Below are 20,602 nucleotides of genomic sequence, written 5' to 3' on the forward strand. Positions count from 1 at the left end.
CCGACCACTGCTCGTCAGAAAGATCCCCTCGTCCCACACCGAGATCATCACGGCACGGGACGAGGGGATCGGCCAACTTTCAAAACACGCCCTAGGTGGGAGGGGTGCGGTGGGCTTGGCCGCTGGCTACCTGCGTCGACGTGTCGTGACGTGGTCGAATTCCGCTTCAACGTGTAGCGGGTTACTTACCACCACATCACTGATCTGGCAAATGTGCAGGTCAGAAGGGGTCCGGCTCTTCTGAGTCGGGCCCCTGATTTTTTCCCGTGCTGGGATGGTGCTGGGAAAGCTGACCCCTCGTCACCCGTCATCACCCCTACCGTGCTGGGATCGTGCTGGGATGCCGGTGAGGCTCCCGTGCTGGTTCGCGGGCCGCAGCTTCGTAAAGGGGGGAGCAGAGTCCGTCGAGCGGACGGCGTTCGCGCTTTCTTCACGGCTCCAAAGGCCCACGCGGAAACAATTCCGCACTGGCCCGACGTTGTCGATCTCCGAATCGAGGAGGGGAAGGTGTCGGGCCTGAAGCTGTTCCACGCGACGAAAAGCGGCGTGACTGAGGTCATGCCGCGGCTTGCTGAGGTCGAGGCGGATGTGCAGGGCCTGATCGAGGCACACATGGAGACAATGCTCGGGGTGCGGTTCCTGGCGAGCGAGTACAGCACGGGTCCGGTGCACGGTGGTCGGATCGACTCCCTGGGGATCGACGAGAACGGGGCTCCGGTGATCGTAGAGTACAAGCGGGGCACAGACGCGGGTGTTATCAACCAGGGACTGTTCTACCTGTCGTGGCTGATGGACCACCGCGATGCGTTCCGGCACCTGGTTCGTGATCGCCTCGGGGCGTCGACGGCTTCGCAGATTCTGTGGAGCGCGCCGCGGCTGATCTGCGTGGCGGGCGACTTCACCCGCTACGACGTACACGCCGTGCGCGAGCACCGGCGCAGCATCGACCTGGTCCGTTACCGCCTCTTCGGCGACGCCCATATCGGTCTGGAGACGGTCGCCTCCGTCGCCGGCCGGACAACATCCCACGGCCCGGCCGGCCACCGCCGGAGAGGCGAGGCGGGAAGCGAGCGGGGAGCCCGGGACGCGATGGCGGAGCTGGCCACCGCCGTGGACGAGGTTCTGCTCGGTCTCGGCGGGGACATCACCAGGGTCCATAACAAGACGTATGTGGCCTACCAGCGGCTGCGGAACTTCGCCTGCGTCTGCCCACCACGGCAGACCAAGCTCCTCGTCTACCTCAAGGCCGACCCCAAGCAGGTCGACCCCGTCCCAGGCGTCACCAGGAACGTGACGGGCATCGGCCACCACGGTACCGGCGACCTCGAACTCCAACTGCGCACCGAACGAGACCTGGAACGCGTCCAGGGCCACCTCCGACTCAGCTACGCAGCGGCGTAGCGCGCGGGCAAGAACGGGGGCGCGGCCGGTGCGGTATTCGGTTGTGGGGCTGGTGTCGTGTCGCTGCCTCTCGACGAGCGGTCAGGGACTGGCGGTGGACTGTTAATGGTCCGGTGGTTCTCCGGTTTCGCTAACCGGGGAACCACCGCTATATTCCGCCCCGTCCACGGCCTTGTGTCGTGTGGTCGGACCGCACAGAAGGTGCGGCGCGCCCTCACATCTACTTACACAGCAACCTCCCCGGTGACAGCACGCCGACGGCGGTAACGTCGCAGGTGAGGCGCCGCATCACGTGGGACACCGGGAAAGACCTGATCGTCGTCTCGGGCCTGGCGACGTCATCTGGCCGTCCAGGTCGACGCGATCGTGGACGAGAGTGACGAGTGGGAAGACGAGGTCCGACTTTCCGGCCGAGTGCGCACCACCTATATTGCCCGCTGCTCACCTTGACCCTTCCGGCAGATGACCTTGATGTGACTGAGGCCGTGGGCTACTACGCGATCAGGATCGCGCGTCAACTGGTGCGCAAGCTCACCGAAGACGACGACGCGGATGCCACCAAGGAGTTGAAGGTCCTTTACGCCTCGTCCGGCCCCCTGGGATCCGCCTCGCCGGGCGCCTGGCATCGGCTCTTTGAGTGGCTGCCCACCGTCGCCGAGTTCGATTAGGTTGCCGACATTCCGACACTGGGGATGTCTGGTCACCGTGGACGGGTGTGCGGTAGGGGTTGAAGCCGAAAGGGCGCGAGCCCGGCCGCCGCCGGGCCGTGGACACTGGGCCGAGTCTCGCGAGGGCGGCAACACGGTTTAACCAACACGAAGTGCCCCAGCTCAAGTGGACCATGACATACCCGATGTCTCCCCCACTTGGCCAACGCCGACCGTGACGCCTATTGGCCGGCCTTACTCCCGGCGCCAATGTGGACCACTCCGGCACCCCTCCGCCGATCGCCTTCTCGACGCGCTCCGTGACCCCGCCACCGGGCTCCCAGGCGTCCGCGGGCTCCCGGTTCGAGGCGGCAACCACGCCGAGCACAACGGCCGGTTGTCAGGCGATCGCGAGATCCCCTCACGGCGCTCGTCGAGCGACTCCCCCAGGGGCTGACGACTTCGATGAACGGCCCGTCCCCGCCCCGCCCCGCCCCGCCCCGGGCGATGCGACCACGACGACATCCCCCGAGCGCAGCCTGGACGGAATGGAACCTCGCCCGCTGCACGCGGGCGTGGTCGACTTCCGCCCAGCCATCCCCGGTCCTGGACGGAGCAGTCCTGCTGCGGAAGCAGGCGTGCGGGGAAAGCTTCCGGATAGCAGAGGACCCTGTCGGCTCCGGGTCCGACAGGGCCATCTGCTTTTCACGTGGGTTCAGTTGCCGCGCGGATACCTGGGCCCTTCCTTGGGCGGCACTTCGGTGTCCGGCGGTGGGGCACAATCTGGGCAGGCAATGCGGGTGAACGGAGGGCCGCTCATTCGCTCAACGTGACCGATAACGACCGGGTCACCCGTCTGCCGGTGGCAGATGGAGCAGACGGAGCCGGTGGGGCCGCTCACGCGGTCGCCTCCTGGGCGGCGAACTGGTCGTCCCGGTAGCGGTAGGGGTAGTCGACGCCGATCTCGGCGAACGCCGTTGCCCAGAACCGCTCCCGCTGCTGCGGTGTGAGCCGGTCCGCCGCCTTGTCCCGGAAGATGGCGCGGGCCTCGGCCGAACTGGGGCCCCGCCACCCCGGCTGACGGCGGACTGCCGCGGGTACATGGCGGGCCGCCTTTCGAACGGCTCCGTGGCGACGCTTCCTGGACGGCAGCCGCAGGAGCAGCAGCCACACCAAAATCCGGGCGATAGAGTCACGCATACGTCGTTCAGCTCCTAGCAAGCTGCTCGGTCGGAGCCCCGGCAGGCCGGTCCTACGCGGTCCGCCGGGGCGTTTTGCTGCCCGAGCCTAGACCCTCACGTCAAGAGACGTAAAGCCTCGTAAAGGCACGTCAGCGAATGTAACTGAATGTGCCTTGCCGGAGGGTTCCCGATAGCTTGTGCGTCTATGGACCACGGCCCAGATGACGCGATCGAGCACGATGCCCCCGAGCCCCCTTTTCAACAGCTCGCCGGCATCATCCGTGCCCGGATTCGCCGGGGGGATTGGAAGCCCCGCCGCCCCATCTCCTCCGAGTCCCGGCTGGGTGAGGAGTACGGCCTGTCCCGCCCCACCGTGCGCCGGGCCATCGCTGTCCTGGTGGCGGAAGATCTTCTTTTCGTCGTTCCCCAGCGGGGAACCTACGTCCAGGAGCCCGGCGACCAAGCCGGGAGCAACGAGTAGCGCTCTGGCCCGGAACCGTGGCGCATGAGGGCAGCGCACGCCACTGACTGGTATTCCTACGCGCGTGCGGGAAATAGCGACCCCGGGCCGGGGGCGATCCGGGGCCACTTTCCAGTTCAACGACGGCTGAGCGGACCGGTCACCGGCGGGTTGCCCTTTGCCCGGGTCGCGGTCCGTACACCGCGGCCGTAGACAGGGAAGGCGGGGGCGACGACGTCGGGGAGTTTCTGGTGCTGCTGCGTCCTCCGGTCAAGCCGATGCTCGCGCAGGCCCGCGAGATCATTCCCGGCCGGCACCCATTGCCTTACGGGGCCGCGGCCGAGATGAAGTTCGACGGATACCGCTGCCTGGTCTTCACTCCCGCCGACCCCGGCGAGGGGGTGATCTTGCAGTCACGACGCAGGGCGGTGCTCCAGGACCGTTTCCCCGATCTCGTCGCCGCTGCCGGGCACCTGCCACACGGCCTCGTCCTTGACGGAGAACTGCTTGTCATGGCCGGCGGCGACCTGTCGTTCGAGGCGTTGCAGCGCCGCGCCGTCGCCAGCAGCCGCACCGCCCGCGCCCTGGCCCGCAAGTCGACCGCCCACTTCGTTAACCGCTCCGTCCCACGTGCAGGCAGTGCTGCAGTGATCAGGCCTGGATGAAGGTTGAGAGGTCCCGTTCCAGCCCTGCCTTCGTCTTGGCACCGGTGATCTTCACGTCCCCTGAACCCGCACCTCTACCTCCACCACCCACGAAATTGACCCGATCCGGCACCGGGAACCGCTACACCGCGCGGACGGAACCCTCATGACGACGCGGGCGGCCGGACGAACATCGTCTGTGGGCCATCAGCCTGACGCTTCTTCCTCGGGCGTGGGGCCCGGTCAGACTCGCAGCAGACCAGCAGTGGTCACGAGTCCAGGTCGTGATACATGACATGCAGGCCGACCGCACCCAGCGTGGGATGCCGGAACGCGCCGGGGACGGTGCCGATCATGGCGAAACCGAGACGCTCGTACAGCCTGATTGCCGGCGCGTTGGAGGCCGCAACGGCGTTGAACTGCACGCCGGCGAATTCACGGCTTCGCGCCCAGTCCAGAAGGTACTCGCCCAACGCCTGGCCGACACCCCGACCGCGTGCTTCTGGAGCGACCATAAAGTTGCCGCTGGCGATGTGCGCACCCGGGCCCGGACGATTGGGGTACATGTTGGAGGTACCGAGTATGCGCTGATTCTCCACCGCCACTACGACGTGCCCTGGCGGCGGTACCACCCACAAGTCATGGGCTTGCGCCTCGTTTTGCAGCGGGTCGTAGCAGAAGGTGTCCCTTGCGGATGATCTGCTCGATGATCGGCCAGACCTGCGGCCAATCCCGTTCCTCGAACGTTCGGATTTCCATCTGCGTGAGACTAACCAGCAGTGAGCAGCACTCCCACAGATTATTTCCGGCGGCCGCGCCGAAGCTTCTTCGACCGCACACCGTCTGGTAGCGACCGCACGTTGAAGGACAGCGCTCAGGTCGGAACCGGCACGCACGGCGGCACCGAGACAGACAGCCAAGCGGCGCCTCGATGACACGTGGCCCAGGATGGATGCCCACGTCGAACTGGGCACTCCTTCCGGCACCGTGAGAAAACGGACGCGCGGGTTCGCGCGCTGACCCGTTGGAGAATCCAGGAACCCGCCTGCTTCCGCCTTCGATGTTCTGCAGGCCGACGGCAGCCCACTGCTCGTCCGCCCATACGCCGAGCGCCGCGCGCTCCTGGAATCCCTGATCGCCGATCTAAACCCACCATGGACCCTGTGCCCGATGACCACCGACGCGGCACAGGCCCGTGAGTGGCTGGAGGAGTGGACCCAGATCCCCGGCCTGGAGGGAATCGTGATCAAGAACCTGGCATCGCCTTACCGGCCGGGCGTCAGAGGATGGACGAAACTGCGCCGCCGCCAGACAACCGAAGCCGTGATCGGAGCCGTGACGGACTCGCTGCACCGTCCTCAGCTGATCTTGCTAGGACGCTACGCCGCAGAGCGCTACTTCAGATTCGTGGGCCGCACGGTGCCGCTCGACCCGGACTCGGCCCGACGACTCGCCGAGCACCTCACCCCGGCCAGCCCCGGGCACCCATGGACCGGGGCACGATTCACCGCCGCGTGGGGCAGCCGCGACCCCCTGATACCCATCCTGGTGACGCCCGAGATCGTCGCGGAGGTCAGCGCCGACGCCGCCGTCGACCGCGGCATCTTCCGCCACCCCCTGCGCTTCGCCCGGCTGCGCCTGGACATCACTCCCGGCGACGTACCGCGCTTCGGTGAAGGCGCGGTGCCCGCAGCCGGGTGAGTCGGCCATGCGGGCCCCTCGCGTCCGGGACGAGCCGTAGGGTCGGACCCGTGGCAATCGAACTGACAGATGTCCTGGTTAACCTCCAGTGCAAAGCGCTTGAAGAAGGAGCCACTGCGAGAGCCGTCCCCTACTCGGCGGAGGCGTGGGCGCCCTGGCTGGAGGCCGCCCAGACGGCGGAAGCGGCGATCACCGAGTTCGCCAGGGAGAAGAAACACAACCGCCCTGACGTTGCGGTGGCCGTCCGCCACGCCGCCCGCGAGGCCATGAGCCTGCCGCATCCCGGCGAGAATCATGGATGAAGGAGGCAGACGCCGACCCGGCGGTCGGGAGCACAGGATGCAGAAAACGTTGCCCTCAAGGTCTGCCATGACCACTCCGCTTCCGTCTGCCCCCGGCCGGCATCCGTTCTCGTCAGTTGTTGGTCATCCAGTTCCTCCAATGTGTTGGAACAGCTTCCGTAGTAGAAGCCCGCGCTGACCTCAGCTTTCACTTCTGCCGCCAACAGGTGGCGGACAGCCTGCCGTCGGGCATCGCCGCACACCGACACAGGCGCAGCTCTGTCACCAGCCTCGGGCGCGGTTCGAGGCTTACGGTCAGTGCTCCTATCACCGAGCGGAGCCATGCTTTGTCAGTGGTGGGTTCTACGCTCATGATCTCTGCAGCACTGAGCAAGGAGAGCGCGGCCATGGCCATTGACTTTGTTGCCCTACATGAGCCCCTTGTGGAGTGGGTTCACGACCAGACGGCCGCAGAGGCGACGGAGTACGTGACGATTACTCCCTTCGGCGAACTGCACGGCCTCGACGAAGAGCAGTCCTTCCGGCTATTGCTGACGTGCAAGGCCTGGGGACTGCTGGGCGATCGCTACGCCACGATGGACGATCCATCTGCCAATCTGACACCACGGGGACTGCAATGGGTGCAGGAACGCCTACGTCGGCGAGCGGACACCAGAGCGCGCCGTGACGCTGCACGCAAGGGCCTGCTGACCTGGCTATGGGCCCAGAACGAAGAAGGCGTGGGCTCCCCCAACGTCAACGGCCTCCTCCAATCTCCCCTCTCGCTCTTTGAGGGCGACCGACTGACACCTGGCGAGACCGACCGCGCAGCGGCATACCTGCTCGCCAAGGGACTGATCACGGGAAATAAGTCCGGGCAGTTTGAGGGGCCTGCCCGAGCCGAGATCACTGCAGAAGGGCAGGACTGCGTGGAGCACTTTGAAGGTGACGTGAGCGCGTACGAGCGTCGAAAAAGCGGCGGCAATACGACGTTCAACATCGGGGAGAACACCGGCAACATCGCTGCGAACAGTCGTGACTTCACCATGAACGCCACGACCAACAAGGACGGGATCGACCCCGCGGCGGTCGTCATGCTCGCCCGTGCTCTGCGTCAGGCGGCGCCTGCTCTGGAGCTGCAGGAAGACGACGCTCTTGAGTTCACCCAGCTCGCCACGCGCCTCGAAACCGAGGCTGCCAACGGATCTCCCGACCCAGGCAAGCTCCAGCGATGGGGCGGATCCATCGTCGGCATCCTCAACTCCCCTGTCGTCAGCGGGGCCTTGGGAAGCGTGCTCGCCGCATACACGGGGGCGGTGCTTCCGGGCCTGCCTTCCGCGTGATCTTGCTGCTTGAAATCCCCAGGCACGACAATGCCGACACGGAGATCATCGGCGGATGCTTGTCAGACCCATACCCGGCGCGCACCGGGACAATGTCCTGAACGCTCTGCGGTCCGTACACACGGCCGCAGGGAACCTCACCGGAGAAGTGCACGGGAGTGCGTACGCGCGTCTGCTGGCCTACCTGGTCTGGGCGAACGACTCGGTGAACCTGCTCAGCTCGCAGATCAGTGACCGCGACATCGATCGGCTGGTCCGTACGCGAACGCATCAGACGCTTCTGGACGGCGTCGGCCACTTGGCCGGCAGTGATCAGCAAAGGCTGGTGAACGGCATCCTCAGTCTGGAGACCGCGCAGAGAACGGCTGCCCTCGGTGATGCTGTGGCTGCCTTCCAGAACCAGATGGAGAGGTGGCCGAGCGGGGTCTCGCTCTTGGTGCCGGATACCAGCTTTTACATCGAGCACCACACGAAGTTCGAGAACGTCGACTTCAACGAACTCGTCGAATCCGCCAGCCCAGTCCGCGTGCTGTTTCCCATGGTGGTTGTCGACGAACTGGACCGCTTGAAGGAGTCCAAGGACCGGCATACGCGATGGCGGGCTGGACACACCCTCGCTGTCCTGGACAGGCTCCTCGACGGAGACGGCACCGATGTGCCCCACGGGGTGGAAATCCTGCCCGATCCACCCGGTCACATCCGCCTTCCGATTCCGGACGACGAGATCGTTGACCGGGTCATCGCGGTTCAGGGCATCGCGGCAGGCCAGGTTCAGCTTGTCACCTACGACACAGGTCAGGCCATGCGCGCCAGGACGGAAAGCCTGTCAACCTTGAAGCTGCGCACCGATGCGGGCACCGGCGAAGAACCGAAGAAGTAGTTGGCGGGGGCCTGACAGGACCCGGCGTGTCTGGGGCCGGAGCCAGCGAAGCGATGCTGAGCTGCTCCAGGCGCTCGTGCTGCCCGTCCATCAGGCCCTGCCGGCCAGCGTGTTGGCCGTTTTCGCGAGGAACCGTCCGACGTCCATTCCGTGGACGGTGACGCCGGGCAAGACGTCCGCCTCACATTCCTCGTCGGCCACCAGCTCGCGCAGCGCGGCGTAGTGCCTCTGCCACTCCGCCGGCCGTGGCACGACCGGCGGAAAGGAGGGCGCGGGTAACGCTCGTGCACCGTCCACGGCCACTGGGGGCGATATGTGGTCTGACGTGTGGCGTTTCCTGCAGGGCCCGCCGGTTCCGCAACCCTTTCGGGGGACTTCGGCCCGGGCGCCGTAGGGCTAGGATTCTCATAAATCCCCGCTCCATGCAATTGCATATGGGATTTCCCTGCCCGGTCGCCGACAACTGGCACGGGATGAGAAGCGGGCTGTTCGAATGTGAGTGAAAGGTGTGTACGAATGCCGTTCGATAATGGCGTCTCTGCGGCTGACATTCCGGGCGTACGATGGATCAAGAGCACAGCAAGTCAGGGAACCGGCAACTGTGTTGAGTTGGCGGATCTAAAGGATGGGTCGGTTGCCTTCCGGAACTCCCGTTTCCCGCAGGGCCCGGCGCTGGTGTACACGGGGTCCGAGGTGGCGGCGTTTGTGGCGGGTGTGAAGGCCGGCGAGTTCGATGATCTGACGGCCTGAACTCACCTCAGGCCATAGGTTGTTATGGCGGACATGTTGGGCTCCGGACTGAAATACTGGCAGGAGTTGTCCCGTCAGCGTCAGGAGCAGACATGTCCGCCATAGCTCAGGTGGCCGCTCTTTCCGTACCCGATTCCAAGGCAGAGGCCGCTCCCCGTTTACTGGGTGAGTTCCTTCGGCGGCTTCGGCTGGAGCGCGGGCTCTCTCTCGCGGAGGTGGCCCCCGTCATTCGGGGCAGCGTCTCGAAGATGAGCCGACTGGAGCGGGGGGAGAGTCCACCAAAGGAGCGGGACGCTTACGATCTTGTCCGTCATTACGGCCCGCGTCCCGATCAGATGGCAGAGTTCCAGAACTTGATGCGCCAGGTCCAGGACAGTGCCCGGTACAAGACCTACAGCGATGTGACACCGGGATACCTTCGCCGCCTCATCGCTCTGGAGAAGGCCGCGATCACCATCCTGGCCTACGAGACACACGTGGTCCCCGGGCTGCTGCAGACGCCGAGCTACGCACGGGCGGTGATCAGAACGGCGATGCCCGAGGGCGACGAAGCGGAGATCGACCGTCACGTCCGCGCCAGGATCGACCGCCAGAGCCTGTTTCACAGCAACCACCGGCCCGAGGTGCTCGCCCTGCTGGATGAGGGAGTTCTGCGGCGTCCAGTCGGTGGACCCGAAGTAATGTGTGAACAGATCACGTTCCTGCGGGAAGCGATGGCCACGGAAGCACGTGTCAACGTCCTTATCGTGCCGTTCGACCGCGCCGCCATCGCTCCGAACTACCCGATCACACATCTGCATTTCGGCGACGGCGGTCCCTCCGAGCTGGTGTACGTGGAGCAGATGGCCAAGGCCGACTACTGGACGAGGCCGGCGTATCTGGATCAGTACCGGCTCGTCATCACGAAGCTGATGGATGTCGCTCTGTCCCGGGAAGAGACCATCGACTTCCTGAACGACATGCACGGGCAGTATGAAGCGCAGATGCTGCGGGGCTGAGAGTCGCCCGGGGAGGGGCCGTCTACTCAGCTCAGGCGGCCGACTCCTCCCCACTCCACCCAGTCCCTGACGTGAGGGCGCGGTATGACCTCGGTGTCCGGGCGCCAGCGCACGACATCCCCGAGTCCCGGAGGAATGATTTCCAGGCCGTCGAAGTAGGCGGTGACTTCGTGTTCTTCCCGGACGCGGCCCCAGTTGTCGTGGGTGATGTCGTTCATCAGCCGGGTGACTTTGTCGCGGACGTCCCTGCGGTCGCTGATGAGCTGGCAGATGACCAGGAAGCTTCCGGGGGGCAGGCGTTCGGTGACGCGTCGGAGCATCGGCTGTACGTCGTCGTCCTTGAGGCAGTGCATTACGGACACGAACAGGGCGGCGACTGGTTCGCGGGGATTGATGAGACGCCGGACCGCCGCGTGCTCGAAGATGCGGTCTGTGTCGCGCATGTCGGCATGGACCATGGCGGTCTGGTCGTCCTGCGCCAGGCGGGTGCGCCCGTGGGCGCCCACGATCGGATCGTTGTCGATGTACACGGTACGTGCCCCGGTGGCCGCCCGTTGGGCGACTTCGTGCACGTTGTCCTGGGTCGGCAGGCCGGATCCGTGGTCCAGGAACTGCCGGACCCCGTAGGTCTCGGCCAGCACGCGCACCACGCGACGCAGAAAGGCCCGGTTGTTGAGGGCCAAGGTCTTCGTGCTGGGGGCAATACGGAGCAGCTCGTGGCCGGCGTCCCGGTCTGACCGGAAATTCTCGATCCCGCCCAGCAGCCAGTCGTATATGCGCGCGACACTTGGTGTGTTGACGTCGATTAAGTGAGATATGGGTTTCTCACCCTGAGCCATCCGTCCCCCTGTCATCCCTGTAGCAGACGTTCCGGCTGGAAGTTCCCCATGGTAGAGGGGGTGCCGGTGGGCGGCCAGGGAACAGGACAACACGGCCGGGTGATGTGGTAAAGGGCGAAGCAATGGGGCCTGAGGGGTGAGAAATTCACTCCCGGCGCGTTTTCAAGCGCCGCCCCTGGGGCTCTGCGGGCGTCTCGGCGCGGTGTGCGCCGCGCATGCGGCCCCATACGGTCACTTCAGCAGTACCAAGTCGCCCGCCTTCGTCTGATCGCGGCAGGGCGCGCCGTGCCCGCTCGCTTGTCGGTAAACATCGCCGCCAGTGGGTGCGTGGGGGCCGTCTGGTCGGGGACGCCCGTGCGAGCGGGCTCGGCACGCTTAAGGCACGCCGGTCGCGCTAGCGGCCCCGGCTGCCTATGGGGTGTCAGGCGGTGGTGGGAGTGGGCAGCTCGCGGTCGGCCATGCGCAGCAGCATGCACATCTCTGACGCGTCGATGCCCATCAGTTCGGCCGCCTGGTGCAGTGGCAGTTTGAGCTGGCGGTGCAGCACGACGGCATCTTCGGGTGTGTTCGGCGGAGCGCAGTCGCCCGACGGCGCTGGACTCATTACGCAGTCCGCGTGCCCGACGACGGCGTGGCGGAGAATGCGCCACGCCGCTGCGATGCTGTTCGGGCTGAGCAAGGTCTCCTTCCAGGTCTGCGCGATCTCGGTGAAGGCCGCTTCGACGGCTCGTGAGGCGGACTCGGTGTCTCGGGTGCGGGCCTCGGCGTAAAGCAGGTAGGGGCCGTGGTGCAGCTCGCGGAAGGCGCGGAAATCGAGACGCTGCACGGCCGGGATTCTGCGGCGAGAGGAGGTGGTGGGCAGGTGGGTTTCTGTCATTTCTCCGGTCCCGTTGTGGCAGAGCGGGGCGTCGGGGTGTGGTGTGGATCGGGCGGTCGGGTGCGGGGCAGTCCGCTGGGCGGAAAAGCGTCGGCTGAGGTGAGGAAGGCGTAGTGGACGTCTTCCCAGAGATGCCTGATACCTGCCGGGTCGGCTCCAAGGCCGACCGCGAGCCGGCATGCGGTTGGCCAGTCCGGGATGTGATCGCCGTCCAGGACGGCTGTGATCAGCTCGGGTGCGAGACCGGCGGAACGGCTTATGCGCGTGGCGTCCGGAGATGAGGCCGCGAGATGCAGGCCGCGCAGCGCAGCGCACAGCCTTTCCGCGGCCGTGCCGATATGCGGTCGTGTCGAGTCGGCGGTGCTCTGGGCACTCAGCCACAACGCCTCCAAGTCGCCGGGCCTGTCCCCGAAGAGGACAGCCAGCATGTGCACGGCCGGCCATGGAGGCACCTGCTCTCCGGCAAACACGTTCAGCAGATCCGCCGGGCGAAGACCCGTATGCGCAGCGGCCTCCGCGACCGTCATCCCCGACCTCTGCTGCAGGAACGCCAGCGCCGCACCAAGTTGTCGGGGCGCGGCATCCTCGGGAGCGGCCCGTGGCTCAGGCACCGGCGCGTACTGGGCCAGCAGCCGCGACACCGCGCCCCGTGACCACAGGGAGCGGGCCGTGTCCTCGCCCGTTCCCGCGGCCGTCGCGACCGAGGACCAGTTGTCCCCGCGCTCCAGGGCCTCGCGCACCACTGCCCCGACGTAGCAACTCACCTCGTGCGCCAGGCGCGAAGCACAGCCCAGCAGCACCGACAGCGGCTGCCCCTGATGATCGGCGCGCATCAAGTGTGCCGCGAGCGCGTGCACGTCCCCCGCGATACTTGTCCCGCTCGGCAGCAGGTCACTTGTCTGCCGGGCCGCCCTCTGGCGATCACGAAGTCGCTGAGCCCGACGACGGCATGTCGTGTCGCAGTAGTCCCGGGGCCGCCCCGACCCGCTCCGCTGACGCAACGGGCTTCCGCAGAAAGCGCACCAGGCACGGCGCAGCGCAGCCACCTCTGTCTCCCTCCCGCACGCCGGAGCGGCCTCGGTGGCAGCGCGACAGCGCGTCCCCGGGACAGCTCCGGCGACCGAACGGCCGCAGGCGGGAAGCCTGCGGCCTCACCCAGCTGTCAGCGACGGATCCTGACGTAGTGCACGGTGATCCCTCCGGCCGAGGCGATCAGCGCGCAGAGAGTTCCCATCGCAGACAGCAGGCCGGTGCTGCCGGCGACCGTCAGCACCACCAGGATGATGAGGACAACGACGAGGCGAATCCACCTGATTCGCGCGACCCCGGTTTGAGGGGCCGCCGACAGAGGGATAGGTTCAAAGGGCGCCGAGAGTGGAATGAAGACCACTCGGCGCGCAGGGTCAAGCTGCATTTTTCTCCTTGCTTGATCAACAGGCCCTGGAGCGGCTGCAACCGCTCTGGGGCCTGCTTTACATAGGCGGAAACCCGTGGCGTCACGCCTGGTTTCCCTGACGCCACCGAATGTACCCGCCCCAAGAGCGCGCCCGCGACGCTTCCGCACGAACTGCAAACTCGACCGGAATGCAAATCCCTACGCGACGCCAGACCCTGCCATGGATGTCAAAGCGGCGCACGCGGCGAAGAGCCTTTTATCGGACCGTGTCTGATCAACCGCGATCGATTTCAACTCATTTCCTTTGACTCTGGACGAAGGATCAAAGAGTTCGCCCTGGAATGCCCGAACTGGGGCTTCTCTCGTGGCCTATGCCACGGTCAACGGGGGCGACACGGTTGAATGCCACCCGATCGAGTGACGGAGCCCCTTCGGCCTGAGATCGAAATCCCGTGTAAATGCACGTGCATTTGCAATAGTTGGGAAGTGTGGCACCCGCCCCCCTCAGCTTGCCTTCCCGACCAAGCGCGCCGTGCTGGCAGATCCGGTGTCAGCCGCCTACCAGCCCAAGTGCTCGCCCTTACGAGTTGGTGCGTGATAGCGGGTGAGGTGTCGCTGCTGGCGGGTGGCATGATCGTCGCCTGGCGATCATGGTCAATTGGGCGGTCCTGGCGCATCGACTGGTCACTGGAATCTTGCGGCATCATCTGGCTTGCGTGGTAGAGGAGTTGGCCATGCCGTGGCAGTCCGGTGTCGAAGGCCGCCGCCAGGCTGCACGAGGCGGGATCAGGAAGCGGGCAGCGGGCATCGGGTGCCGCCGCCCGTCACCAGCTGGTGTTCGTCGACCGGTTGGTGGCCACGCTGATCCATCTGTGCCATAATCTGCCGCACTCGGTCCTTGGCCTGTTGCTCGATGTCGACCGCTCCACCATCACCCGCGCGATCGGGGAGATACGTCACCTTCTGGCCGAGCGGGGGTGCGCGGTCCCCGACCGTCCCGGCCCGCGTCTGCGGACGCTGCCGGACGTGTTCGCCTACGCCCAGGCCGAAGGCGTCGAAATGCGGCTGGACGCTACCGAGATCCAGATCCGGAGGCCGCCGGCCAACCGCGGCGGCCGACGTGCGTTCGTATCGGGCAAGAAGAAGCGGAACACCATGAAGGCCACCGTCATTGCCGACCGGCAGGGCCGCACGTTATGGACCGATGCCCTGCGACCTGGACGCATGCACGATGTCACGGCCGCGCGCAACGAGGGCATCGCCGTCTGTTTCCAGCACTTGCCCGACGTCGAGGTCCTCCTGGACGTCGGCTACCCCGGCCTCTGCCGAGACCACCGAGGACAAGCGATCACACCGCCCAGAAAGCCGCGGCCGGGAGCACTGCCCAGCAGAGTCGAACAGTGGGAACGCGACCGCCACGACCACTCGTCCGACCGCATCAGCGTCGAACACGCCCTCGCCGACCACAAACGCTGGAAACAACTGACGCGCTGGACCCACCGCCGCGACCGCCTGCCCGACACCTACCGCGCCATCGCTGGCCTCGTCTCCGACCGCACCAACAACACCTGAGAACAGGCCACGACCAAGCCAAACACGCCTCACCCGCTATCACGCACCAACTCGTTAAGGGCTGTTCAGAGTTTCTTTGCTGCGTCAAGGCGGGCCGCGTGGTGCGGCAGCCGTGCCGTCGCACGCTCTCGTCTCCGCCCCGCTCGCGCCGCAAGACCAGACAGCGATCCGACAGGCCCCCCGGGGAACCAGGACCGTCACAACGGTGGGATACGACGTGGCTCTGGTCTGACAGCTCCACCCTCAGAGGCAGCGCGGTTGCTTCCGGGGCGCTGTAACCATCCCACTCCAGCACTGTATTGCCTCTGCCCACTTTTCTGAACGAGCGCTGAGGGGTTGGGTGTCCGGACTTCCGCCAAATCTGCGACCTGTTCGCCCTCACGCGCGGGGCAATTCAGCAACGGTGGGCCCACTGGCCGTTCTGGCATCAAGCTCTGGGCACGGTTGTGTGGCCGACGCTGAAGGCTGCGGCCCGTGCCGCAGCGCAGGGCGATCTCGGCGGCAAACACACTGCCCGGACTCCAGAGCGTCCCGCCGGTACAGCGGAACTCCTTGTAACGGTAGCCGGACGGGGCCACGATCGATCGCCGAACTGGAGCACCCTGTCGTAGCCGGACCGGCAGAGCGACCAGACGTACCATCGCCCCGGTCCCGGTACCCGTCCGGATCTCGTAGATCTGTCGCCGCATGGCCGCCTCTACGACGCATGCGGCCGGAACGGAACCCGGGGGTCTCGTCACCGGCACCGGTGACGAGACCCCCTTACGGCTGCCGCCCGGGTGGCCTCTTCACACCGGAAGGCGGCACCTCACGTACTGCGGACGGCGGTGGCGCGCCTCAGCACAGGATGGTCTTGAAGTAATTGCCGAAGACCCCCCGGTACTCGAATGTCTCGTCAGCTCCGGCCGACAGGACGTAACACGGGCTGTCGCCACCGCTGCTCACGTCGACCTGCACGGACATGGTGCCCGCGCAGTTGTTCTTCAGGTACACGTCGAAGCCGCCGGGCGTGGTGTACACCGACCGCGAGACACAGGACGGTGCGGTGGTCGCCGGTGCCGGCGCCGCGTGGACGGCGGTGGGGGTGAGCGCCAGGCTCCCCCCGAGCGCCGCGAGAACGATTATCCCCCGGGTAAATCTGCTGGTCAGACGCATGACGGTCTCCCGGGCTGGTATTCACGATCGACACCGATCTGATCGACGCGATGAACCCGTGGGAATACCGCTGACGGTCACCGAGCACTACTGGAATCTTTCGCTTGGTCGGCCCATTGAGTGCTCGGTCTCGCCCAGCCGGAGCCCTGCGGGGCGCCGGCTGGCGGTACGGGTGTCCGTAGGGCAGCACGGTGGCACAGGCGAATTCCACCGGACAGTTCGCGCCCTCACTCTCAACCGGCCCTAGGCACAGGGAGCTCAACCGGCCCCGCCCTCGCGAGCGGGGCCTTCGCCTGTCTCGCGTTGGGCCAGGCGGTGAATCGGTTCGGGCGCGTCCGCTGGGGGCCGTCCTGGCGGCTGGCCTCTTCGATGTCGTAAAGGTACTCAGGGATTAGCGCGGCCGTGGAGGGCTGGCTGCGTAGAGGGGCGGGGGTGCTGCTGGGGCGGGGGCTGATTGATCATGCCGGCCGCGGGCGGTGGGGAGGTGACGGTGTCCTTCGCCTTGGGAAAGTTCGAAGGTGAGGGCCTGCAGGGCGATGACGGGGGTGTGGGGGGAGGCGTGGAGGGCCCAGGCCGGGCGGTCTGCGGTGTTGCCTCCCCAGATCAACCAAGCTGGGAGGGCTCTATCTTGGGCGGCGAAGGCGTCGAACCGAACACCGGCGGCGTCCCCGTTCGGCGGGCTCCACGTGATCCAGCGTCCGCCGGCGGTTTGCTTCCATCCGCTGTCGGTGAGAGGGCGGGTGGCCTGGGCGATGGTCTGTGCGGAGACGGTGTCGCTGAGGTCCAGTCCGCGCGCAGTTGCGGAGGCGAGGGTGTCGAGCAGCGTGTGCACGATCTCGACGGGTGTGCCGGTGGTGGCGGTGGCATGCCAGGTGCGGTCCCCGATGGGTGACTTGTAGGCGGCGATCGTCCAGTTGGTGTCTCCGGGACCGGTGTCGTGGACGAACTCGGCACGCAAGGTGAGCGATTCGTGGTTGCCGGGGTCGGCTGCGTAGACGGGGACAAGCTCCGTGCGGGCCTGCTCAGACCGGGGCGCTTCTTCGACGTGGTCTGTCGGCGGGGCTCCTGGTCTGGTCGTGGTGGCGAGGAGTTCGGCTGCCGCGCGCTCGGTGTGGGTGGTCGGCGCCGGGCCGGGACGGACGGATTCGCCGTTGAGGCGCTGGAACTCCGCGATGGCCCTGGCGGGAGATTCGTAGACGGAGGCGATGACACGCAGGTGGTCTTCGCCGTGCAGGTGAACGCTCTGGCCGTCGCGGTCGGTACCGACGTCGCGGTAGGTGCCGACGGCGACGATGGTCCAGCCGTCGTGCGCTTGGAGGTGGATTGTCAGGCACCCCGCGGCGATGTCGTCGTGGATCTTCTGCGCGTCGTCGGAGACCCCGCGGATCTCCTCCCGGTTGAGCCAGTGCATCGGATAGTTGGCCCAGGTCCACTCGGTGTCGATGGCCTCCTGGAGTCCCGGGTCGATCTCGACGGTGATGCCGTCTTGGCGCAGGGCGTGGGCGGCCCGGTCGGTGTAGTAGGGCTCTTCGTGGTCGATGCGCACGAGGATCATCGTCCGGGTGTCGGCCTGGCGGAAGCCGTGCGTGGTCAGCAGCGCGCGGGCGAGGTAGGTGTCGGCTCCGGTGAGGGTGGCGGTGACGGCGGAGGTGTGGTCCGGGTGCTGTGCGAGGTGGACTTGGACGTTGGTGACGGGATGGGACACAGGGGCCTCGGGTGTGGGGTCCGGCCGGGCGGATGGTCCGGCCGGACCGGGGTGGGGTGGTTATCGGGTCACGCCGGTGGTGGTGGGAAGCGTGGTGGCGCGGGTGACGGCCGGTGTTGGGGTAGTGCGTGGTGCGGTCGGCGGGTGGGACGGGTGGTTGATGCGTGCGTGGCGGGCCCGTATGGCGTGCAGTGGGGCGAGGGCGCGGCGGCTGCCGGTGATGAGCTCGTGGGGCGTGTTGGCGGGGTCCTCGGCGTAGTGGTGGATGCGCCGGGCTGTGGTGTCTGCCTGGGCGAGCAGTGCGCGGTGGAGGATGCGCTCTCCCCAGTACTCGGGCGGGCCGGCCGGTGCTGACAGGAGGGCCACCAGGTCGTCCGCGGTGGTGTCCGCGGTGAGCAGTCCTCGGTGCTGGGCCTCCCAGAGCACGGTGACCGGGTCGACGGGATCACCGCGGTGGGCGAGAGGGCTCACGCACTGGAACAAAGCCGCGTGGAGGGGCAGGGCGAAGTCGTCGTGGTGGAGCCAGCGCATTCGCTGCAGGTCGTCCGGGTGCGCGATCGCGGCGGCGAGGAGGAGCCGCTCCTCTTCCAGGATGTCCTCGCCCGTATCGCGGGGAAGGGCTGGGGGTGGCGGTGTGCGGGGCAGGGAGCCGGCGTGTGAGGGGAAGCGGCTTGCGAGGCCGTCCAGAATCCGGACCAGGGTGTCGGCAACGGCGAGTGTGGCGGTGCCCGGGTCCGGCAGCGTGGTGTCGGTTGCCGTCTGGGCGAGTTGTTCGGCGTGGGCGAGGAGCGTCCGGCGGGCGTGGTCGGCCATGATGATGTGCGCGTATGCCGCCGCGTGGTCGGGCCGGGGGCACGCCTGGATCAGCTGGTGCAGGTAGGAACCGGTCAGGCCGGCGGCTTCGGGCCGGGCCGCGGCGAGTACCGCGTTGAGCCAGACCGGCTCCCTGGCGTGTATGTCGGGATCGGGCAATGGGAGGGTGCGCATAGCTGCGAGCAGGAAGCGGTGGGTGGAGTCGTCGAGGTGGGTGGGCTCAAGACCGCTGACGGTCTTGAGCTGTTGTGGGTCCTGCAGGAGCGCTCCGAGGAGGGCGCGCACGGCGTAGTCCACCGGTCGCGGTACCACCGTGTCGTCCGGGTTGTTGCGATGCGGTTCGCCGGTGTGGGGCATCAGGCGGCCAGGGTGAAGTCGTCGCGGCTGAGCGTCTTGCCCAGATGCGGGGCCAGCAGATGAGCGGCGAGCCTGGGGGGCACGGCGTTGCCGATCTGGGAGAATGTTTGCCCCTTGTTGCCCTGCCACGGGTAGTTGGCGGGAAAGGTTTGCAGAATTCCCGCTTCCTGGGCGGTGATCCGGATTGCTTCCGGCACCGTCGTCCCTTCACGCTCTTCGTGGCCGACGGGTTCGGCGAGCCAGAGGCATTCGTTGGAGCGGTGGCCGAAGAACAGCGTGCCCGCCGGCTCGTCCAAGGAACGGACGGTTGCGTTGGTCTGGTTGGAGGTACGCAGCGACCACGTCCAGCGGCGGCTTTCCGGGTGGTCGCCGGGCGTGGCGGCCCGGTGGCTCACGCGGGTGGGTGTCTCCGACGGCCTCTCCGGGGCGATGGCTGGCAGGTGATGGGGGCGGAGAGTGTGGTGTTTCCAGGTGCCGCGGTCGCGTGCGTCAGTGAGGGCTTTGCGGGAGCCGGAAGGGAAAGGCTCGGGTCCGCCCCCGGGTCCGCCGCCGGCGCACACGGTCGGCACCGGCCGGTCGGTGGCCCCCCAGTCGAGCGCATCCGCCATCGACCTCCACCGCTCACGACCCGGCCCGAACAGCGTCTCCGCCTCCGCAAGGCGGGCGTGCGTCGGATCCGGCGGCACGGCGGTACGGGTGCGGGAGGCGATCAGGATCGCCCGCCGGCGGGTCTGCGGAACCCCGTAGTCGGCCGCGTTCAAGATGCCCACCCACACGGAGAATCCCCAGCTCCGCAGGATCGCCGCGTACTGCCGCCACAGCGGCAGGACATCGGGGACCTCCTCCATGAGCACCCACTCCGGCTCCCCGACCCCCTTGAGGGCGTGTAGGTAGCGCATGGGCTCGGCGGCCAGCAGGGAACGCTCATCGCGGCACGAGACCAGCAGCGCCTCGCGGGTATCGCGCCCGGCGGCGAGATCCGCCACGGCCTGATGGACCAGGGGCTGGTCGACCAGCCCGAGCCGCATCCCGGCCCTGGACCACGCTTGGCACGGCGGCGACGCGATCAGCCCCAGCGTCCGCCCGGCAAAGACCCGTGCCGGGTATCGGGCGACGTCCGTTCGGATCGTCGACTGCCCTGCCGCGGCACGTGTCCTGCAAGCCCAGGTGTCCCATTCCAGACCGACATCTCTCACGCCGAGCACGGTCAGAGCGTGGCTCCAGCCCCCCGGTCCGGCAAAAAGGTCAATTATGAAGCGGCTCACGCGGTCAGACCGAAATCATCCCGCGCCGTCTCAGTCTCCGCTTCAGTACCGCGGCAGGCCCACGGTGAGCATCCGTCGACAACGCCCTGCTCCAGATCCTCTACATCCGGACCGGCGCTGAACTCCTGCTGCCGCGCCGTCCATTCGGCGGCGGTGACGTGGTCGATCGGCGCCTGGCCCAGCGGTACGCGGGAGCGGTGGAGCAACGCCTGGCCGAGCAATTCGTTACCGGTCGCGTTGGCGCGGGTGCCCTGACGGATCGCGGCATCGAATTCCACGACGTCCTGCCACTCGCTGGGGCTCGTGTCACGAATGTTCCGCCACTGGGCGATGCCGT

Annotated in this window: 22 protein-coding genes and 1 pseudogene; 11 read left to right on the plus strand and 12 right to left on the minus strand. The window is 67.0% G+C overall.

The annotated features are described in order from the left end of the window. Window positions 1-507 precede the first annotated feature (507 nt). Window positions 508-1,401, plus strand: coding sequence for a DUF5655 domain-containing protein (locus tag ABZ707_RS29900; RefSeq protein ID WP_360180858.1), 894 nt, complete (start codon window positions 508-510; stop codon window positions 1,399-1,401). Window positions 1,402-1,874: 473 nt separating this feature from the next. Then, window positions 1,875-2,069 (plus strand): hypothetical protein, encoded by a 195-nt coding sequence (locus ABZ707_RS29905; RefSeq protein WP_360180860.1) that lies wholly within the window; start codon window positions 1,875-1,877, stop codon window positions 2,067-2,069. Between the two features lie 876 nt (window positions 2,070-2,945). Here the strand turns inward: ABZ707_RS29905 and ABZ707_RS29910 are convergent. Then, complete coding sequence (locus ABZ707_RS29910; RefSeq protein WP_360180862.1) at window positions 2,946-3,248, minus strand: hypothetical protein; 303 nt, start codon at window positions 3,246-3,248, stop codon at window positions 2,946-2,948. Window positions 3,249-3,434: 186 nt separating this feature from the next. Between ABZ707_RS29910 and ABZ707_RS29915 the strand changes: the two genes are divergently transcribed. Then, complete coding sequence (locus ABZ707_RS29915) at window positions 3,435-3,710, plus strand: winged helix-turn-helix domain-containing protein (RefSeq protein ID WP_360180864.1); 276 nt, start codon at window positions 3,435-3,437, stop codon at window positions 3,708-3,710. A gap of 230 nt (window positions 3,711-3,940) precedes the next feature. Beyond that, on the plus strand, window positions 3,941-4,354 hold the full coding sequence (locus tag ABZ707_RS29920; protein WP_360180866.1) for a hypothetical protein: 414 nt from the start codon (window positions 3,941-3,943) through the stop codon (window positions 4,352-4,354). Between the two features lie 248 nt (window positions 4,355-4,602). Here ABZ707_RS29920 and ABZ707_RS29925 read toward each other — a convergent pair whose 3' ends face one another. Then, a complete protein-coding gene (locus tag ABZ707_RS29925; RefSeq protein WP_360180868.1) occupies window positions 4,603-4,932 on the minus strand; it encodes a GNAT family N-acetyltransferase in 330 nt (109 codons plus the stop codon). 460 nt (window positions 4,933-5,392) lie between these two features. Between ABZ707_RS29925 and ABZ707_RS29930 the strand changes: the two are divergent. The 4 genes and pseudogenes from ABZ707_RS29930 to ABZ707_RS29945 form a co-directional block, all read left to right on the plus strand. Further along, window positions 5,393-6,034, plus strand: a pseudogene (locus tag ABZ707_RS29930) (ATP-dependent DNA ligase); the annotation flags it as partial. A gap of 50 nt (window positions 6,035-6,084) precedes the next feature. Continuing rightward, complete coding sequence (locus tag ABZ707_RS29935) at window positions 6,085-6,336, plus strand: hypothetical protein (RefSeq protein ID WP_360180870.1); 252 nt, start codon at window positions 6,085-6,087, stop codon at window positions 6,334-6,336. 386 nt (window positions 6,337-6,722) lie between these two features. Next, a complete protein-coding gene (locus ABZ707_RS29940) occupies window positions 6,723-7,658 on the plus strand; it encodes a hypothetical protein (RefSeq protein ID WP_360180872.1) in 936 nt (311 codons plus the stop codon). Window positions 7,659-7,713: 55 nt separating this feature from the next. Next, window positions 7,714-8,538, plus strand: a complete 825-nt coding sequence (locus tag ABZ707_RS29945; RefSeq protein ID WP_360180874.1) for a PIN domain-containing protein — start codon at window positions 7,714-7,716, stop codon at window positions 8,536-8,538. Window positions 8,539-8,628: 90 nt separating this feature from the next. Here ABZ707_RS29945 and ABZ707_RS29950 read toward each other — a convergent pair whose 3' ends face one another. After that, window positions 8,629-8,790, minus strand: coding sequence for a hypothetical protein (locus tag ABZ707_RS29950; protein ID WP_360180876.1), 162 nt, complete (start codon window positions 8,788-8,790; stop codon window positions 8,629-8,631). A gap of 264 nt (window positions 8,791-9,054) precedes the next feature. Between ABZ707_RS29950 and ABZ707_RS29955 the strand changes: the two genes are divergently transcribed. Further along, window positions 9,055-9,288, plus strand: a complete 234-nt coding sequence (locus ABZ707_RS29955; RefSeq protein WP_360180878.1) for a DUF397 domain-containing protein — start codon at window positions 9,055-9,057, stop codon at window positions 9,286-9,288. Between the two features lie 92 nt (window positions 9,289-9,380). Further along, window positions 9,381-10,286, plus strand: coding sequence for a DUF5753 domain-containing protein (locus ABZ707_RS29960; RefSeq protein ID WP_360180880.1), 906 nt, complete (start codon window positions 9,381-9,383; stop codon window positions 10,284-10,286). Window positions 10,287-10,312: 26 nt separating this feature from the next. Here ABZ707_RS29960 and ABZ707_RS29965 read toward each other — a convergent pair whose 3' ends face one another. The 4 genes from ABZ707_RS29965 to ABZ707_RS29980 all read right to left on the minus strand — a co-directional run bounded on the left by ABZ707_RS29965 (window position 10,313) and on the right by ABZ707_RS29980 (window position 13,416). Beyond that, window positions 10,313-11,125: an SAM-dependent methyltransferase gene (locus tag ABZ707_RS29965; RefSeq protein ID WP_360180882.1), complete on the minus strand. Its 813-nt coding sequence runs from the start codon at window positions 11,123-11,125 to the stop codon at window positions 10,313-10,315. A 421-nt stretch (window positions 11,126-11,546) separates the two neighbouring features. Beyond that, window positions 11,547-11,951: a hypothetical protein gene (locus ABZ707_RS29970; protein WP_360180884.1), complete on the minus strand. Its 405-nt coding sequence runs from the start codon at window positions 11,949-11,951 to the stop codon at window positions 11,547-11,549. 47 nt (window positions 11,952-11,998) lie between these two features. Further along, window positions 11,999-12,859 (minus strand): helix-turn-helix domain-containing protein, encoded by an 861-nt coding sequence (locus tag ABZ707_RS29975; RefSeq protein ID WP_360180886.1) that lies wholly within the window; start codon window positions 12,857-12,859, stop codon window positions 11,999-12,001. A gap of 305 nt (window positions 12,860-13,164) precedes the next feature. Then, a complete protein-coding gene (locus ABZ707_RS29980; protein ID WP_360180888.1) occupies window positions 13,165-13,416 on the minus strand; it encodes a hypothetical protein in 252 nt (83 codons plus the stop codon). Between the two features lie 732 nt (window positions 13,417-14,148). Between ABZ707_RS29980 and ABZ707_RS29985 the strand changes: the two genes are divergently transcribed. Further along, window positions 14,149-14,970 (plus strand): transposase family protein, encoded by an 822-nt coding sequence (locus ABZ707_RS29985; protein ID WP_360180890.1) that lies wholly within the window; start codon window positions 14,149-14,151, stop codon window positions 14,968-14,970. 837 nt (window positions 14,971-15,807) lie between these two features. Here the strand turns inward: ABZ707_RS29985 and ABZ707_RS29990 are convergent. The 5 genes from ABZ707_RS29990 to ABZ707_RS30010 all read right to left on the minus strand — a co-directional run bounded on the left by ABZ707_RS29990 (window position 15,808) and on the right by ABZ707_RS30010 (window position 20,543). Further along, window positions 15,808-16,125 (minus strand): beta-Ig-H3/fasciclin, encoded by a 318-nt coding sequence (locus tag ABZ707_RS29990; protein ID WP_360180892.1) that lies wholly within the window; start codon window positions 16,123-16,125, stop codon window positions 15,808-15,810. A 391-nt stretch (window positions 16,126-16,516) separates the two neighbouring features. After that, window positions 16,517-17,830, minus strand: coding sequence for a DUF317 domain-containing protein (locus ABZ707_RS29995; protein WP_360180893.1), 1,314 nt, complete (start codon window positions 17,828-17,830; stop codon window positions 16,517-16,519). A gap of 60 nt (window positions 17,831-17,890) precedes the next feature. Beyond that, the gene (locus tag ABZ707_RS30000) at window positions 17,891-19,000 is read right to left on the minus strand and encodes a DnaB-like helicase N-terminal domain-containing protein (protein ID WP_360180895.1); all 1,110 of its coding nucleotides are present in this window, start codon (window positions 18,998-19,000) and stop codon (window positions 17,891-17,893) included. Next, a complete protein-coding gene (locus tag ABZ707_RS30005) occupies window positions 19,000-20,265 on the minus strand; it encodes a DNA cytosine methyltransferase (protein ID WP_360180897.1) in 1,266 nt (421 codons plus the stop codon). Before ABZ707_RS30005 ends, ABZ707_RS30000 begins: the two co-directional genes overlap by 1 nt. Further along, window positions 20,262-20,543 (minus strand): hypothetical protein, encoded by a 282-nt coding sequence (locus ABZ707_RS30010; RefSeq protein ID WP_360180899.1) that lies wholly within the window; start codon window positions 20,541-20,543, stop codon window positions 20,262-20,264. The genes ABZ707_RS30005 and ABZ707_RS30010 overlap by 4 nt, the downstream gene beginning before the upstream one ends. Window positions 20,544-20,602 lie beyond the last annotated feature (59 nt).

It is taken from the genome of Streptomyces sp. NPDC006923 (genome assembly GCF_040635655.1).
In the GTDB taxonomy this organism is placed as follows: domain Bacteria; phylum Actinomycetota; class Actinomycetes; order Streptomycetales; family Streptomycetaceae; genus Streptomyces.

Coding starts and splice junctions, on each gene's coding strand:
- ABZ707_RS29910 (WP_360180862.1), bottom strand. CDS start 3,248: ATGCGTGACTCTATCGCCCGGATTTTGGTGTGGCTGCTGCTCCTGCGG.
- ABZ707_RS29915 (WP_360180864.1), top strand. CDS start 3,435: ATGGACCACGGCCCAGATGACGCGATCGAGCACGATGCCCCCGAGCCC.
- ABZ707_RS29940 (WP_360180872.1), top strand. CDS start 6,723: ATGGCCATTGACTTTGTTGCCCTACATGAGCCCCTTGTGGAGTGGGTT.
- ABZ707_RS29945 (WP_360180874.1), top strand. CDS start 7,714: ATGCTTGTCAGACCCATACCCGGCGCGCACCGGGACAATGTCCTGAAC.
- ABZ707_RS29955 (WP_360180878.1), top strand. CDS start 9,055: ATGCCGTTCGATAATGGCGTCTCTGCGGCTGACATTCCGGGCGTACGA.
- ABZ707_RS29960 (WP_360180880.1), top strand. CDS start 9,381: ATGTCCGCCATAGCTCAGGTGGCCGCTCTTTCCGTACCCGATTCCAAG.
- ABZ707_RS29965 (WP_360180882.1), bottom strand. CDS start 11,125: ATGGCTCAGGGTGAGAAACCCATATCTCACTTAATCGACGTCAACACA.
- ABZ707_RS29980 (WP_360180888.1), bottom strand. CDS start 13,416: ATGCAGCTTGACCCTGCGCGCCGAGTGGTCTTCATTCCACTCTCGGCG.
- ABZ707_RS29990 (WP_360180892.1), bottom strand. CDS start 16,125: ATGCGTCTGACCAGCAGATTTACCCGGGGGATAATCGTTCTCGCGGCG.
- ABZ707_RS30000 (WP_360180895.1), bottom strand. CDS start 19,000: ATGCCCCACACCGGCGAACCGCATCGCAACAACCCGGACGACACGGTG.